Consider the following 14,269-nt stretch of genomic DNA (forward strand, 5'->3'; position numbering starts at 1 on the left):
CCGTCGGCATAGGGATTGTCGGCGGGCACCGAGCCGTCGGCGGCGATCCGCAGCACTGCCCCCGCATGATCGCCCGGATCCTGCGCGCGCTCGCTTTCGCCGCGGTCGCCGATGCTGAAGAACAGGGTGCCGTCGTCGGCGACCGCGATGCGCGAGCCGAAATGGCGCGTGGTCTGCGAAAACCGGTTCATGCGGAAGATTTCGCGGACATCGCTCAGCTCGCGCGCATCCTCGGACAGCCGGGCGCGGGCGATCGCGGTGCCGAAGCCGCCGTCTCCGCTTGTGCTGTAGCTCAGGAAAAGGGTGCGGCTGGACGCGAAATCAGCGGCGAGCGCCACGTCGAGCAGGCCGCCCTGGCCGCGGGCGGCAAGCGCGGGAAGGCCGGCCACCGGCGCCGAGACTTCGCCGTCGCGGACGACACGCAGGGCGCCGCTGCGTTCGGTGACCAGCAACGCGCCGTCGGGCAGGGTTTCCACGGCCCAGGGGTGGTTCAGTCCAGCAGCGACGGTTTCGACATCGATGCGCACCTCCTGGGTCGGCACCGTGTCCCGCGCCGGGGCAGAGCCCACGCCCGACAGAATGAAGGCCAGGGCAAGTGCCGGGGCAGAGAGCGGGTGTCCGGGGCGCATCGGGCTGTCAGTCATCGTCGTCTCCTTGTCCTTCGGGATTGTCCTTCCGGATTGTCTTTCCGGTGTCGGCGCGGCCGGCGCGCGCAAGCGGCCCGACCGGTGGGCCGGTTCGGGCCGTGTGACGCGAATATGGGGCAGCGACCGGCCGGTGGAAAGGCCAAACGTCAACGGCCCGTATGGTGCGAAGACAAAAATGCGGCTGCGGCCGGACGCGGAAACGGCGCCGACCGCCACGCGGGCGACCGCTCCGGCACAGGAGTGGCGCGCAGCAGCGCGCCTGCCGGCGAGAAGTCGGTGACGCGCGCGTGGCTCAGGGGCGGAACCGGATCGTGCTTGCGGCGTCCGGCACGGTCCAGATCTTGGCGTTGCCATGGGCGACGAGATAGGAGTGGCCGGTATGTGCGGCATGCGCCGGCGGCAGGATCAGCGAGCCTGAATCGGCTCGCGCCTGAAGCACCACGCCCACCAGCAGCAGCAGGCAGCCGGCAAGCGCCATCAGGGCTATTCTGACGACCGTCGCGCTTTCGCGCTGGCCAGGTTTTCCAAGCAGGAAGTCGTCGTCCGGATACATGATCTTTCCCCGATCCAGTCTGTTCGGGGAGACTTAAGCGCGCGAACGCGTCGCCAATCGGTCTGGATTGTGGCAAGTCCGCATTCATGTGGTGTCAAGATTGTGTCAAGGCCGCCAGCGGCCCCTGCGCACACACGGGCCAGGTGCGGGCGGGCGGGTCTCAGCGGGTGCGCTTGCCGAAGCTTGTGATGCGGCGGAAAGGCGGGCGCACGGGCGGTGCGGGCTGCACCGGACCCACCGAAAGGCTTTCCATCCCGGCCGGGTCGGCCTGGCCCTGCGCGGCCTGCGCCGGGGGCGCGGGCGGGACGGACGGTGTCTCGGGAAAGCGGTCATCGAAGGTGCGCGGCACGATCTCGGGCCGCGCCAGCGCGTAGCCCTGCATCAGCTGCACGCCGATATCGCGGCAGAACTCGATCTGGTGGTCTTCCTCCAGGCCCTCGAACAGCACGGTGATGCCGCGCTTTACGAACTGGTCCACCATCAGCTTGAGCAGCCCCAGACCCGCGGAGGTTTCTGTAAAGCGGCGCACCCAGGCGGCATCGAACTTGATGACGTCGGGCTTGAGCTCATCGACACGCCTGGTGTCGGAATCGTCGGCGCCGTAGTCGTCGACGGCGATCCTGAAGCGCCGCGCGCGCAATCCGTCGACCAGGCGGTGGAGCACGCGCTCGTCGCCGCTGCCCTGTTCGGTGATCTCGCAGACGATGCGCCCGGGCGTGAGGCCGGCCTTGTGGGTGATCTCGACCATGTGGTCGACCTCCGCGCCGATGTCAGCGACGGCGCCGAACAGGCCCGGATTGAAATTGACGAACAGGCTCGCCTTGCTGCGGCCGAGATTGCCCATGTTGCGGATGTGCAGTTCCCGGCACAGCGTGTCGACGGCGAGGGCGTCGTCCGGTTCGACCAGCGGGAAGAAATGCGCCGGCGACACCGGCTTGCCCGCCCGCTGCGGGCGGATCAGCGCCTCGAAGGCCTTGATCGTCAAGTGTCCGTCGCGGTTCTGGCTGAAGATCGGCTGGAAGGCGCTGCGCAGGATGAAGGGACCGTAGGAGGTCGTGTAGAAACCCCGGTCGTCCTGCAGGAACAGAGGATCGCGACGCCAAGGCATTTTTGCGCAGGCCTCCCTGGGCATACCGCTGTGACGGGGAATAATACCCGCCAATTCTTGCCCTGCGGTTAAAAGCGGTGCGCGGGCGTGGAATCAGGCGGTGCGCAGCGTTCTGCCCGCTTGCATCGGCGGCGTGCTTGCGACATAGAAACACACGGACGCGGGGACCCGCGTCCCAGAAGATCAAAAGCCTGCGGGCTCTCAGGGTGAAACCCCCGGATTTTTTCAGGTTTCGCCGAGGTCGCGGGTATCACGTCAAGCACCGGAGCGCATGCCATGGCCTTTCTCGCCGACGCCCTTTCCCGGGTCAAACCATCCGCCACCATCGCCGTTTCGCAGAAGGCACGCGAGCTCAAGGCCAAAGGCCGCGACGTGATCGGGCTTGGCGCGGGCGAGCCGGATTTCGACACGCCCGACAATATCAAGGCGGCGGCGATCGAGGCGATCAAACGCGGCGAGACCAAATACACGCCGGTCGCTGGCATTCCCGAACTGCGCAAGGCGATTGCCGCCAAGTTCAAGCGCGAGAACAATCTCGACTATGACTGGCAGCAGACCATCGTCGGCACCGGCGGCAAGCAGATCCTGTTCAACGCCTTCATGGCGACGCTGAACCCCGGCGACGAGGTGGTGATCCCGGCGCCGTACTGGGTGAGCTATCCCGAAATGGTGTCGATCTGCGGCGGCAGCCCGGTGTTCGTGCCCACCACGATCGAGAACAATTTCAAGTTGCAGCCCGCGGATCTCGAAGCCGCGATCACGCCCAAGACCAAGTGGCTGATGTTCAACTCGCCGTCCAACCCCTCGGGTGCCGCCTATAGCGAGGCCGAACTCAAGGCGCTGACCGACGTGCTGATGAAGCACCCGCATGTCTGGGTGCTGTCGGACGACATGTACGAGCACCTGACCTATGGCGATTTCGTCTTCACCTCGCCGGCCCAGGTCGAGCCCGCGCTCAAGGAGCGGACGCTGACCATGAACGGCGTGTCGAAATCCTATGCCATGACCGGATGGCGCATCGGCTATGCCGCCGGTCCGCTGGAGCTGATCAAGGCGATGGACATGATCCAGGGCCAGCAGACCTCAGGCGCCTGCTCGATCGCGCAATGGGCTGCCGTCGAGGCGCTCAACGGCACCCAGGAGTTCATTCCGGCCAACAAGGAAGTGTTCCGCGGCCGGCGCGACCTGGTGGTGTCGATGCTCAACCAGGCCAAGGGCCTGCAGTGCCCGACGCCGGAAGGTGCCTTCTACGTCTATCCCTCCTGCGCGGACGCCATCGGCAAGACCGCGCCGTCGGGCAAGGTGATCGAGACCGACGAAGACTTCGTCACCGAACTGCTCGAAACCGAAGGCGTGGCGGTGGTGCACGGTTCGGCCTTCGGGCTTGGCCCCAACTTCCGCATCTCCTACGCCACCTCGGAGGCCCTGCTGGAGGACGCCTGCACCCGCATCCAGCGCTTCTGTGCGGCGCTGCGCTGAGGCTTTCGGGACGAGATGACCTTGCCGGGGCGGACCATCCGCCCCGGTTTGCGTTTGGGGCATGAGAACCCGAGGGGGGAGCGGCCCTTCGGACGCCAGGCGCTTGCGGCGTCAGCTCTGATGGACGATGGCGACGATCTTGCCGTCCGGCCAAGGATTCTGATGGGATCGCGCGTGCGGGCTCAGCCCTGGGTCCAGCCGAGCAGCCAGTAGCCGGCGCCGGCCGCAGCCGTGGTGAGCGCAGTGCCCCAGACGATATCGACCAGGCTCATCGTCACCGGCCAGTTCCTGAGCGTAGACAGATTGGTGATATCGTAGGTGCCGTAGGCCGCGAAGCCCAGGATCGCCCCCAGGAACAGCGCGTCCGACAGCGACCCGGAGCGCATGGCCGGGGCCGAGGCGAGAATGACGACGGCGGCCGAATACATCACGTAAAACAGCGCCGCGATCGACAGATTGGGGTTGTCGCGCATCAGTTCGCCGAGTTGTCTGCTGTAGAAGCCCTTGGCGACAATGCCGAGCCAGACGGCATCGATGGCGAGGATGAAGGCAGCCGTTCCGGCCCAGGCCCAGAGGAAACCGGCGGGGATCATCGCGTTCCCTCCTGCCAGGCGTGGCGGTTTCTGCAATCCGGTCGGGGGTGTCTGACGGGGGCGGTCATCATCGGCATGCCTTTCGGTGCGGTTGCTCTTGATCCAGATACGCAGGCAAGCGCGGATCGGTTCAGCCGTTCGGGGTTCCGGCGTAGGTATGGGGCACCAGCACCCGCAGCGCACCCGCATGGCAGACGCATTCGACCTCGCGATCGAGATCGACGATTTCACCGTCGATGGCCGCCTTTGAGCCGGCGCGTCCGTCGGGGAAGCGGAGCGTGACCTTCTGAACCGAGGCGGTGGAGACATCGGGGTCGTCCTGGAGCTTGCCCAGGGCCGCAAGCAGGGTCATGCGCGCGACCTCCGCGGACCCCAGGGCGCGCGAGCTGTAGAGCCCGAGCACGCCGCCGTCGAGCACGGTGGCGTAGGAGAGGGGGGTGTCGCCGAAGATGTTGTTGGAGACCGAAACCATCGACACGGTGGGCCTGGAGATGCCGGAGCCGGTCTCGATCTCGACCCTGAAGTGCGGCGGCTTGGTGATCACCCGCGCCAGCGTGTTGAGCGTGGAGGCGATCTTGCGCAGCCGGGTGGAGGTGTCGAGCTTGTCGCGCTGGCGCACCATCTGCGCATGCATACCGGCCGAGAACTGATGGATGAAGGGGCGGCCATTGGCAGTGGCGATGTCGAGCGGACGTTCGCTGGCGGTCGACAGCGCCTCGACCGCCGACTGCGGATCGAGCGGCAGGCCGAGGCTGCGGGCATAGAGGTTCATGGTGCCGAGCGGGATCACGCCCAGTGTCTTCTCCGAATGAAAGCAGGCGGTCGCCGCCGCCGAGATGGTGCCGTCGCCGCCGCCAGCGACGATCGTTCCGACATCCGCATCCGCGGCCGCCTCGTCGAGGGCGGGGACCAGGTCCTTGCCGGAGACAAGGCGCACCGTGCAGCCGCCGTGGCCGGCAAGCCGGGTACAGGCCATGTCGCCGAATTCGCGCGCGTCCATCCCCCGGATGGTGCCGCCGTCCTGGTTGAGAATGATGATGGTGCGCATCGGAAACCCTTGAGCTTGAAGCACGCCTTAAACGGCGCGGCATTGTGAAAGTTCCATGGCCGCCGCGCCCGCTGGGGCTCAGGCGCGCGGCGTGGCGCCTGTCGCGCGGTAGGCTCGCAGGCCTTCGGCCAGAAGGTCGAAGGTGACGCGACACCGGGGCGCGGTCTTGAGATCCTCATGCATGACCAGATAGGTCATCAGTTCCAGTTCGATCCGTTGCGGCAGCACCCGCACCAGATCCGGGTCGCGCGCGGCAAGGCCCGCCTGGCACATGCCGATGCCGCCGCCGGCGCGGATCATCGCCAGTTGCGCGGCATTGCTGTCGGTGCGGAAGCCGAAGCGGACGCCGGTGAGTTCGGGGTGGCGCCTGAGCGCTTCGCGCACATAGGCGAGATCCTTGTCGAAGCCGATCAAGCGGTGGGTTTCCAGCTCTTCCAGCGTGGTGGGCGTGCCGTGTCGCTCGAGATAGCGGCGGTGGGCGAACATGCCGATCGCGAGCCCGCCGATGCGGCGGCTCAGGAGCGCGCCCTGGGTGGGCTCGACCATGCGCACGGCGATGTCGGCCTGCTGGCTCAGCAGGTCCTCGACCGCATCGGACAGCGACAGTTCCACCGTCAGCCGCGGGTGGCGCTCCTGAAGCCGTGCCAGCATCGGCGGCAGCACCTCGAGCCCGATCACCTCGCTGGCGCTGATCCGCACCACGCCTTCGGGGCTGTCGCTCTTGCCCGAGGCCGCGCGGGCCATGGCCGCCGCACTTGCCGCCATCGTCCGGGCATGGCCGCGCATGCCGCGTGCGGTCTCTGTCGGTGTCAGGCCCTTTTGCGAGCGCAGGAACAGCGGCTGGCCGGCAGCCTGCTCCAGCGCATCGAGATGGCGCGCCACCGTGGGCTGGGTCAGCCCCAGCGCCCGCGCCGCAGCCGATTGCGACCCCTCCTCCAGGATGGCGAGGAAGGTGCGGTAATGATCCCAGTCGAGCACGGGTCTTGTCATACGAATATGTATAGCAGCCTCACGCTTTATCGCAATTCCGTTGGGCATCGCGCAGGAGCATGGTCACGTCAACACGCAACAAGGAGAATGGCCATGACCGATTTCAACGACAAGTCCGGATCCTCGGGAGCCCGGCCCGTGGCCCTGGTGCTCGGCGCCAGCGGCGGGATCGGCGGGGCCGTGGCGAGGCGGCTTCTCGCCTCGGGCTACGCCGTGCGGGCCATGCACCGCAGGGCGTCGGCGCAGGCGCCGGCCACACCGGATTACGATTGGGTCGATGGCGATGCGATGAACCGGGAAGATGTGATGCGTGCCGCGCAGGGCGTGGCGGTGATCGTCCATGCGGTCAACCCGCCCGGCTATCGCAACTGGGGCAGGCTGGTGCTGCCGATGATCAACAACACCATCGCTGCAGCCAGGGCCGCGGGCGCGCGCATCCTGATGCCGGGCACGATCTACAATTACCACCCCGACAGCTTTGCGACGATCACCGAGGACAGTCCGCAGAGGCCGCTGACGCGGAAGGGCCGGATCCGGGTCCGGCTCGAGCAGCGGCTCGAACAGGCGGCCGCGGAGGGCGTTCCCGTGATCCTGCTGCGCGCGGGTGATTATTTCGGCCCCGGGGCGGGCGGCAGCTGGTTTTCCCAGGTCATGGTCAAGCCCGGCGCGCCGCTCAAGGCCATCACCAGTCCGGCTGGTCCCGGCGTCGGCCATCAATGGGCCTATCTGCCCGATGTCGCCGAGACCATGGTGCGGCTGCTCGCGCGGGCGGAGGAACTGCCGGCCTTCGCCCGGTTCCACATGGAAGGGGTCTGGGATCACGATGGCCTGCAGCTGGTGCAGGCAATCCGGCGCGTGACCGGCAGGCCCGATCTGCCGGTGCGGCGGTTCCCCTGGTTCATGGTGGGGCTCGCACGACCCTTCGTGCCGCTGTTTCGGGAGATCCACGAGATCCGCTATCTCTGGCGGCAACCGCTGCGGCTCTCCAATGACCGGCTGGTGGCGTTTCTGGGCGCGGAGCCCCGCACGCCGCTCGACCGGGCGGTCGCCGAAACGCTGGCCGGCCTCGGGTGTCTCGGCAACGACGCCCGGCGCCCGGAGGTTCGCAGCCTGCCTGCGTCCGGGACCGGCAGGCCGGTTGCGTGACCCTGCGCGGGCGGTGACTGCGGATGGAAAAGACAGGCCAAAAAAAATGGGCCACGAGATTGCTCTCGGGCCCAATAGGTATGAAGGTTGAAAACCTCCAGAGGGGAACAGCTCATGCGGCGGCACTGGGAGGAGTAGGCCGCCAAAGGTGCATCAGCTGTACTCGATATGGTGCTTTCTTAAGCAATACGCAAGAGAGAGAGGCGCATGTCAGCCATGCGGGGACTGCATGGCTATGAATATGCATAAATAATATGCATCATCCCATATGCTGGATTTATGACTGCGGGCATGGCAAGGCCATTCGCACCGGTCGGGTGCACAGCCGGCTCAGTAGTTCCAGTTGCGCGCCTTGTTGATCAGGAAGTCCCGGAACGCCTTGAGTTTGGCGGCGTTTTTCATTTCCTCGGCATAGCAGAAATAGGTGTCGAACGAGGGAATGTCGGCAGGAATGTTGAGCTGCACCAGGCCGAGATCGCGGCTGATCATGTAATCCGGCAAGAGCGAGATTCCCGCGCCGTTGAGCGTCGCGCGGCGGACGGCGGGCATATTGTTGATCTGCAATTGCGCGATGCGCGGATTGTCGGGCGAGCGGCCGGCGATTTCCAGCCAGTTCACGTCGCGCAGATAGTTCGGCGCGGGCTCCCCGAAGGTGATGATTCGATGATTGTCGAGATCCTCGAGCGTCTTCGGCTCGCCATGACGGGCCAGATAGGAGGGCGCCGCATAGGCATGCATGTGCACGGTGAACAGCCGGCGCTGGATCAGCTCGGGCTGTTGCGGCTGCCTTAGCCGGATGGCGCAGTCGGCCTGGCGCATGCTGACGTCGAGCTCCTCGTTGTCGAGCAGCAGTTGCACCTGCACATCGGGGTAGAGCCCCTGGAATTCCTGCACCTTCTCGGTGAGCCAGCCCTGGCCGAAGCCGACCGTCGTCGTCACCCGCAATTTGCCCGAGGGCAGTTCGCGGGTTTCGGTGAGCCGGTTCCTGACCGATTCGAGCTTCATGAGCACTTCATGCGCCGTCTGGTACAGGATCTCGCCCTGTTCGGAGAGAATCAGCCCGCGCGCATGGCGGTGAAACAGCTTGGCGCCGATATCCATCTCCAGCGCGGACACCTGGCGGCTGATCGCCGATTGCGACAAATGCAGCTTCTCGGCGGCATGGGTAAAGGACCCGGCCTCGGCGGCCGCGTGAAAAATACGCAGTTTATCCCAGTCGAGTGGCATCAAGCTCTCGTCCCCCTTGGCCCGTTGTTCGGACCTTTATTCGGCGCTTGTGCGCCTATTCAGCGGCTTCCGCGTGCCTGGCGTGCCCCGCCAGATATCGTTCGGCCTCCAGCGCCGCCATGCATCCCATGCCCGCGGCCGTGACGGCCTGGCGGTAGATATCGTCGGTGACGTCGCCCGCGGCGAACACGCCCGGCACATCGGTCGCCGTCGAGTCCGGAGCGGTCCACAGATAGCCGTTCGGCTTGTGCTTGAGCTTGTCCTTGAACAGGCTGACGGCCGGGGCGTGGCCGATGGCCACGAACACGCCGTCGATCGGCATGTCGGTCATCACGCCGGTGTTGCGGTTCCTGAGCCGCACGCCGTTGACGGTGGCGGGCATCGGCGGCTTGGCCGGTTCTCCCAGATATTCGGTGACTTCGGTGTTCCAGATCACCTTGATGTTGGGTGTCTCGAACAGCCGCTGCTGCAGGATCTTCTCGCCCCGGAATTCGTCGCGGCGGTGCACCACGGTCACTTCCGCCGCGAGATTGGACAGATACAGCGCCTCCTCGATGGCCGAGTTGCCGCCGCCGACCACGATCACCTTCTTGCCGCGGTAGAAGAAGCCGTCGCAGGTCGCGCAGGCGGAGACGCCGAAGCCCATGAAGTCCTTTTCGGTCGGGATGCCGAGCCACTTGGCCTGGGCGCCGGTGGCGATGATCAGCGCGTCGCAGGTCCACACCGCGCCGGAATCGGTCCTGACCGTGAACGGGCGCGCGTCGAGGGTGACCTCGGTGACGAGATCGTTGACGATTTCGGCGCCGACATGCTGGGCCTGCTTGAGCATCTGCTCCATCATCCACGGGCCCTGCACCGGATCGGCATAGCCGGGATAGTTCTCGACCTCGGTGGTGATCATCAGCTGGCCGCCCTGTTCCATGCCGGCGATCAGCACCGGCTTGAGCATGGCGCGTGCGGCATAGATCGCGGCGGTGTAGCCGGCAGGGCCGGAACCGATGATGAGAACGGGAACGTGGCGGGTCGACATGAGGCTATCCTCAGACAGTTTTGCGAGGCGGTATCCGTAGCCATCCTCTGTGACGCATCAACGACGGTCGGGTGCCGTGCCGCCATCGCGGCAGGCAGCAAACCGTCTGCTTGCCCCATTTAGGTGCGGGAGCGCCCGATTTTCAAGCTTTGCCTCGCGTTACACACAGAACATCGCGCGCGACTGGTTGGCGATGTCTTTACAGCAAGCGCCAGGTGACGCAATAAAGTTTCACGCTGCGGTCGCATTCGTTCGGATCGCGCCGGTGCAGACGGGCCGCAAACGGGAATGATGGGATGATGATCAAGGCCGAACTCGACGCGATCGATTTGAAGATCCTGCGCGAACTGCAAAGGGACGGGCGCATGACCAATGTCGACTTGTCCGAACGCGTCGGCATTTCGGCGCCGCCCTGCCTGCGGCGGGTGCGCAAGCTCGAAAAGGCCGGGATCATCCGCGGCTACCGGGCGCAACTCAACGCGCCGAGCCTCGGCTTCGACCTGGTCGCCTTCTGCATGGTCGGGCTGAAGCACCAGTCCGAGGCCAATCTCAAGGCGTTCGCGGCCCGCACCCAGGAATGGCCGATCGTGCGCGAGACCTGGATGGTGTCGGGCGAAAGCGATTTCCTGCTGCACTGCGTGGCGCGCAACCTTACCCATTTCCAGGATTTCGTGATCGAGGACCTGACGGCAGCCGAAAATGTCGACACCGTCCGCACCATGCTGACCATCCGCCAGGTCAAGGACGAGGGGCTGGTGGCGCTGTAGGCTGTCCGGGGCCGGAGCGCGTCAGCCCCGCGCCCACAGCTCTTCGTAGACGGCGTTGATGGCGTCGGCTTCGGCAGCCACGCCGAACTCTGACACCGCCCGTTTGCGCGCCGCGTCCGCCATCGCGCCGTGGCGCTCGGCATCGGACAGGATCAACACCACCTCGCGCGCCGCCGCATGCGGATCGCCGCCCGCGATCACCATGCCTGCGGCGCCGTCGCCGGAGAAGGCCGAAAACCAGCCCGCGTCACTTGCCACGAACGGGACGCCCGAGGCCATGGCTTCGAGCGGGGTGACGCCGTAACCCTCGTAGCGTGGCAGTGCGACGAGCAGCGACAGTCCGCGCACCAGATCCGGCAGGACCGCGGGATCGATCTCGCCGGGAAACAGGATCCGCTCGCCAAGCCCCGCATCCGCCACCTGCTGCTTGAGATCCGCGAGAAACGCGGCGTGTTCGGGGGCGGCCTTGCCGATCACCAGAGCGGTGTGGCCGGGAAGTTGCGGCAGCGCCGCGATCATCGCCACCACGAAGCGGTCGGTGCCCTTTTCCGGGCGGATGCGGCCGATGGTCGCGATTCCCCCCGTGCCGGGATAGCCGCTTTCCGCCCAGGCCTTGGCGCGATCGGGCGCGGGGCGAAAGCGTGCCGTGTCGACACCGTGCGGGACCACCGCTCGCACGCCCGGAACAAAGCGCGCCGCCTCCGGCGTGGTGGCGATCACCGCGTCCATCCGCGAAATCAGCCAGCGCGGGATCAGGCTGTGGCGGCGCTGGGCGGCGGAGGTGAACACCAGCCGGACCGGCAGCCGCAGGAGATCGCGGGCAATGAGCCCCGCGCGCATTTCCGGATTGCGGCGCACATGCCAGATGTGAAACGGCCGGCCGTCAGGTTTTTGGCGCGAGGCAGCGAGGGCCTGGCGATAGCCGATCGGCTCCGGGCAGCCGGGCAGGGGGCGGCCCACCAGGCGCACGTCGTAGCGCGCGAGCTGCGCACGCGTCACCGCCGCGGCGGTCGCCGACACGCCGGTGAAATTGCGGTGCAGGTTGAGGACGAACAGGCCGTCGCGGCCGCCCGCCCCGGCGGGCGGGGCAGGGTGGCCGGCTTCTGGCGCTGGCATCGGGGAGGCCGGCGAAGCGGGGGTTAGCCCCACTTCACCGCAAGGATTTCATAGGCCTTGGAGCCGCCCGGGGCGACCACTTCGACGCTGTCGCCGACCGACTTGCCGATCAGCGCGCGGGCGATCGGCGACGAAATCGAGATCCGGCCTTCCTTCACGTCGGCTTCCTGGTCGCCGACGATCTGGTAGGTCTTTTCCTCCTCCGTGTCCTCGTCGACCAGCTTGACGGTGGCGCCGAACTTGATGGTGTCGCCCGACAGCTTGGTCAGGTCGATGATCTCGGCGCGCGAGGTGATGTCCTCGAGCTCGCCGATCCGGCCCTCATTGTGGCTCTGGGCTTCCTTGGCCGCATGATATTCGGCGTTTTCCGACAGGTCGCCATGGGCGCGCGCCTCGGAAATCGCCTCGATGATCCGCGGCCGTTCGGACTGCTGGCGCCAGCGCAGCTCTTCCTGCAGCTTGGTGTAGCCTCCTTGCGTCATCGGAACCTTCTCAACCATCGGTCTCATCCTTGTCCAAGCCGTGCCGACGCCATCGCCGATGGCGGCCGCACATAAAAACAACGGCACCGGAAGGGTTACCCCGGAGCCGTTCCAAAAGTTGCTTCTCACAGGCTATCAAATCCGAAGATACAATTCACCTGAAAAATCCGGAATGCCTCAGGGCGACCCGGGCGAAGCGCAGGGCCGAACCGGCCGCCGATCACTTCGCGAGCATGATGTGGCGATCCGCCCGGGAAAATCAAGCCCTGAAACCGGCAGTCTCCGGAACACCCCGCCAGACCGTGCGATCCGCCTGTACCATTCTGTCGCGCCCTGCCGGTCTTGGCAGCACACAAGCGCGCCCCGCCGCAAGCTAGCCCCTCGAAGAAGGGCGGCAAATACCGCACGGCTCACAGCCTGCACGCGTCTGTCGCTTTCGCGCCCTTGATTTCGGCGGATCGCGGCAGCACAGTCGGCTCCAGTCTTTTAACCTGAGTCATTGCCGCAATGCCCATGTCCTCCTCTCCCGCCGGTCCCATCACCGAAGCCACGCCGGTGCGTTTTTCCGATCCGCTGCCCAGGGAAGTCGATGTCGTCGTCATCGGAGGTGGCGTCATAGGCATCATGAGCGCGCTCTACATGAACCGCCTGGGTCTCAAGGTCTGCGTGGTGGAAAAGGGCCGGGTGGCGGGCGAGCAGTCGTCGCGCAACTGGGGCTGGATCCGGCAGCTCGGGCGCGACGAGGGCGAGTTGCCGGTGATGATGGAGGCCTCGCAGCTCTGGCAGCAGCTTGACGCCGAGACCGGGCACCGCACCGGTTTCAGGCGCGAAGGCATCCTCTATCTGTCGAGCACTCAGAAGGATCTCGACAACCAGGCGGCCTGGCTCGATGTTGCCGAGCGGCACCAGCTAGATGTGCGGCTGCTCGACAGCGCGGGTGTGGCCAAGCTTGTGGACAGCGGGCCGGGCGGCAAGCGCTGGCTCGGCGGCGTCTGGTCGCCCACCGATGCGCGCGGCGAGCCGTGGCTGGCGGTTCCGGCGGTGGCCGAGCTTGCGCACCACCAGGGTGTCCTGATCCGTGAAAACTGTGCGGCGCGCGCGCTGGAGATGAAGGCCGGCCGCGTCGCGGGCCTGCACACCGAGGCGGGTTTCATCTCCGCCTCGCAGGTTGTGGTGGCGGGCGGCGCCTGGTCGTCGCTGTTTCTCGCGCGTCACGGCGTCTCGATCCCGCAGCTGTCGGTGCGCTCCTCGGTCGCGCGCAGCGGCCCGATGGCCGAGATGTTTGCGGGCTGCGCGCATGACGAGGAACTCGCTTTCCGCCGCCGTGAGGACGGGGGCTATACGCTCAGTTCGCTCGGCAGCCACGACCTGATGGTCGGGCCCGACGCATTCCGGCACTTCTTCACCTGGCTGCCGGTGGCGGTCCGTTCGCTCGGGGCCACCCGCTTCCTGCCGGTCTCGCCGCGGCATTATCCCGATGCCTGGGGCACGCCGCGGCGCTGGGGGGCGGACGAGGTGAGCCCGTTCGAGCGCTGCCGCGTGCTCGACCCGGCACCCGAGCGCGGCCGCGCCGGCAAGGCGCAGAGCTATTTCGCCGCGCGCTTCCCTTCGCTCGGCAAGCCTGAGCTCCTGAACGAATGGGCCGGGCTGATCGATGCCATGCCCGACGTGGTGCCGGTGGTTGACCGCGTGCCCGGCCACGAGGGGCTGATCGTCGCCACCGGCATGAGCGGCCACGGCTTCGGCATCGGTCCGGGCTTCGGCAAGGCCGTGGCCCATATCGCCGCTGGCCGCCCCACCGGCCACGATCTTTCCCGCTTCCGCTTTTCGCGCTTTACCGATGGCTCCAAGCTCCGGCCAGGGCCGGCGCTGTAGGACGCGCGCCCGGTCTTGTGCGTGGTCCAGCCTCCTTGCGGGGCAGAGCTCTTCAGCCAGGATTGCGCGGCATGACGACGTCCGCCTGACGCATGGATCCGGTCCCTCTCGTCCCGTCACCACGCCGCCACGAGATTTCCGGCAGGGGGCCAAGAAAACGCTTTACCTCAAGTGGACTTGAGGGAGTAGGACTCGGTCGCCAGCAGAA

Annotated in this window: 14 protein-coding genes; 4 read left to right on the forward strand and 10 right to left on the reverse strand. The window is 66.6% G+C overall.

From position 1 onward, the window contains the following. The 3 genes from AWJ14_RS22835 to AWJ14_RS12435 all read right to left on the reverse strand — a co-directional run. On the reverse strand, positions 1 to 644 hold a 644-nt coding region (locus AWJ14_RS22835; RefSeq protein WP_245304258.1), incomplete at its 3' end, for a PQQ-dependent sugar dehydrogenase. Positions 645 to 939: 295 nt separating this feature from the next. Further along, the gene (locus AWJ14_RS12430; protein WP_066179427.1) at positions 940 to 1,200 is read right to left on the reverse strand and encodes a hypothetical protein; all 261 of its coding nucleotides are present in this window, start codon (positions 1,198 to 1,200) and stop codon (positions 940 to 942) included. A gap of 160 nt (positions 1,201 to 1,360) precedes the next feature. Next, the gene (locus AWJ14_RS12435) at positions 1,361 to 2,308 is read right to left on the reverse strand and encodes an EAL domain-containing protein (protein ID WP_066179430.1); all 948 of its coding nucleotides are present in this window, start codon (positions 2,306 to 2,308) and stop codon (positions 1,361 to 1,363) included. A 276-nt stretch (positions 2,309 to 2,584) separates the two neighbouring features. Between AWJ14_RS12435 and AWJ14_RS12440 the strand changes: the two genes are divergently transcribed. Next, complete coding sequence (locus AWJ14_RS12440; RefSeq protein WP_066179433.1) at positions 2,585 to 3,787, forward strand: pyridoxal phosphate-dependent aminotransferase; 1,203 nt, start codon at positions 2,585 to 2,587, stop codon at positions 3,785 to 3,787. 182 nt (positions 3,788 to 3,969) lie between these two features. On the opposite strand, the gene AWJ14_RS12445 is transcribed toward AWJ14_RS12440, so the two are convergent. From AWJ14_RS12445 to AWJ14_RS12455, 3 genes are all read right to left on the reverse strand, one after another. Continuing rightward, positions 3,970 to 4,380 carry a DUF2177 family protein gene (locus AWJ14_RS12445; RefSeq protein WP_066179437.1) on the reverse strand — a complete coding sequence of 137 codons (411 nt, stop codon included), beginning with the start codon at positions 4,378 to 4,380 and terminating at the stop codon, positions 3,970 to 3,972. Positions 4,381 to 4,510: 130 nt separating this feature from the next. Then, entirely contained in the window at positions 4,511 to 5,428 is a 918-nt protein-coding gene (locus tag AWJ14_RS12450) for a diacylglycerol/lipid kinase family protein (protein ID WP_066179440.1), read from the reverse strand. A gap of 78 nt (positions 5,429 to 5,506) precedes the next feature. After that, the gene (locus AWJ14_RS12455; RefSeq protein ID WP_066179443.1) at positions 5,507 to 6,418 is read right to left on the reverse strand and encodes a LysR family transcriptional regulator; all 912 of its coding nucleotides are present in this window, start codon (positions 6,416 to 6,418) and stop codon (positions 5,507 to 5,509) included. A 93-nt stretch (positions 6,419 to 6,511) separates the two neighbouring features. Here AWJ14_RS12455 and AWJ14_RS12460 point away from each other — a divergent pair, with 93 nt between their 5' ends. Beyond that, positions 6,512 to 7,564 (forward strand): NAD(P)H-binding protein, encoded by a 1,053-nt coding sequence (locus AWJ14_RS12460; RefSeq protein WP_066179448.1) that lies wholly within the window; start codon positions 6,512 to 6,514, stop codon positions 7,562 to 7,564. A 330-nt stretch (positions 7,565 to 7,894) separates the two neighbouring features. Here the strand turns inward: AWJ14_RS12460 and AWJ14_RS12465 are convergent, their stop codons facing one another. Then, positions 7,895 to 8,791 (reverse strand): LysR family transcriptional regulator, encoded by an 897-nt coding sequence (locus AWJ14_RS12465; RefSeq protein WP_066179451.1) that lies wholly within the window; start codon positions 8,789 to 8,791, stop codon positions 7,895 to 7,897. 55 nt (positions 8,792 to 8,846) lie between these two features. Continuing rightward, positions 8,847 to 9,821 carry a thioredoxin-disulfide reductase gene (gene trxB / locus AWJ14_RS12470; protein WP_066179454.1) on the reverse strand — a complete coding sequence of 325 codons (975 nt, stop codon included), beginning with the start codon at positions 9,819 to 9,821 and terminating at the stop codon, positions 8,847 to 8,849. Between the two features lie 299 nt (positions 9,822 to 10,120). Between trxB and AWJ14_RS12475 the strand changes: the two genes are divergently transcribed. Further along, positions 10,121 to 10,588, forward strand: a complete 468-nt coding sequence (locus AWJ14_RS12475; RefSeq protein WP_066179497.1) for an Lrp/AsnC family transcriptional regulator — start codon at positions 10,121 to 10,123, stop codon at positions 10,586 to 10,588. A gap of 21 nt (positions 10,589 to 10,609) precedes the next feature. On the opposite strand, the gene AWJ14_RS12480 is transcribed toward AWJ14_RS12475, so the two are convergent. Together AWJ14_RS12480 and greA are read right to left on the reverse strand one after the other, a co-directional pair. Further along, positions 10,610 to 11,704: a glycosyltransferase family 4 protein gene (locus AWJ14_RS12480; protein ID WP_066179458.1), complete on the reverse strand. Its 1,095-nt coding sequence runs from the start codon at positions 11,702 to 11,704 to the stop codon at positions 10,610 to 10,612. A 23-nt stretch (positions 11,705 to 11,727) separates the two neighbouring features. After that, positions 11,728 to 12,204, reverse strand: coding sequence for a transcription elongation factor GreA (greA, locus tag AWJ14_RS12485; RefSeq protein ID WP_066179464.1), 477 nt, complete (start codon positions 12,202 to 12,204; stop codon positions 11,728 to 11,730). A 495-nt stretch (positions 12,205 to 12,699) separates the two neighbouring features. Here greA and AWJ14_RS12490 point away from each other — a divergent pair, with 495 nt between their 5' ends. Beyond that, on the forward strand, positions 12,700 to 14,061 hold the full coding sequence (locus AWJ14_RS12490) for an NAD(P)/FAD-dependent oxidoreductase (RefSeq protein ID WP_066179501.1): 1,362 nt from the start codon (positions 12,700 to 12,702) through the stop codon (positions 14,059 to 14,061). Positions 14,062 to 14,269: the final 208 nt, after the last annotated feature.

This window comes from Parahoeflea olei, from assembly GCF_001703635.1.
Classification (GTDB): Bacteria; Pseudomonadota; Alphaproteobacteria; order Rhizobiales; family Rhizobiaceae; genus Hoeflea; species Hoeflea olei.

Coding starts and splice junctions, on each gene's coding strand:
- AWJ14_RS12445 (WP_066179437.1), bottom strand. CDS start 4,380: ATGATCCCCGCCGGTTTCCTCTGGGCCTGGGCCGGAACGGCTGCCTTC.
- AWJ14_RS12490 (WP_066179501.1), top strand. CDS start 12,700: ATGTCCTCCTCTCCCGCCGGTCCCATCACCGAAGCCACGCCGGTGCGT.
- greA (WP_066179464.1), bottom strand. CDS start 12,204: ATGGTTGAGAAGGTTCCGATGACGCAAGGAGGCTACACCAAGCTGCAG.
- AWJ14_RS12460 (WP_066179448.1), top strand. CDS start 6,512: ATGACCGATTTCAACGACAAGTCCGGATCCTCGGGAGCCCGGCCCGTG.
- AWJ14_RS12455 (WP_066179443.1), bottom strand. CDS start 6,418: ATGACAAGACCCGTGCTCGACTGGGATCATTACCGCACCTTCCTCGCC.
- AWJ14_RS12440 (WP_066179433.1), top strand. CDS start 2,585: ATGGCCTTTCTCGCCGACGCCCTTTCCCGGGTCAAACCATCCGCCACC.
- AWJ14_RS12430 (WP_066179427.1), bottom strand. CDS start 1,200: ATGTATCCGGACGACGACTTCCTGCTTGGAAAACCTGGCCAGCGCGAA.
- AWJ14_RS12465 (WP_066179451.1), bottom strand. CDS start 8,791: ATGCCACTCGACTGGGATAAACTGCGTATTTTTCACGCGGCCGCCGAG.
- AWJ14_RS12475 (WP_066179497.1), top strand. CDS start 10,121: ATGATCAAGGCCGAACTCGACGCGATCGATTTGAAGATCCTGCGCGAA.
- AWJ14_RS12450 (WP_066179440.1), bottom strand. CDS start 5,428: ATGCGCACCATCATCATTCTCAACCAGGACGGCGGCACCATCCGGGGG.
- AWJ14_RS12480 (WP_066179458.1), bottom strand. CDS start 11,704: ATGCCAGCGCCAGAAGCCGGCCACCCTGCCCCGCCCGCCGGGGCGGGC.
- AWJ14_RS12435 (WP_066179430.1), bottom strand. CDS start 2,308: ATGCCTTGGCGTCGCGATCCTCTGTTCCTGCAGGACGACCGGGGTTTC.
- trxB (WP_066179454.1), bottom strand. CDS start 9,821: ATGTCGACCCGCCACGTTCCCGTTCTCATCATCGGTTCCGGCCCTGCC.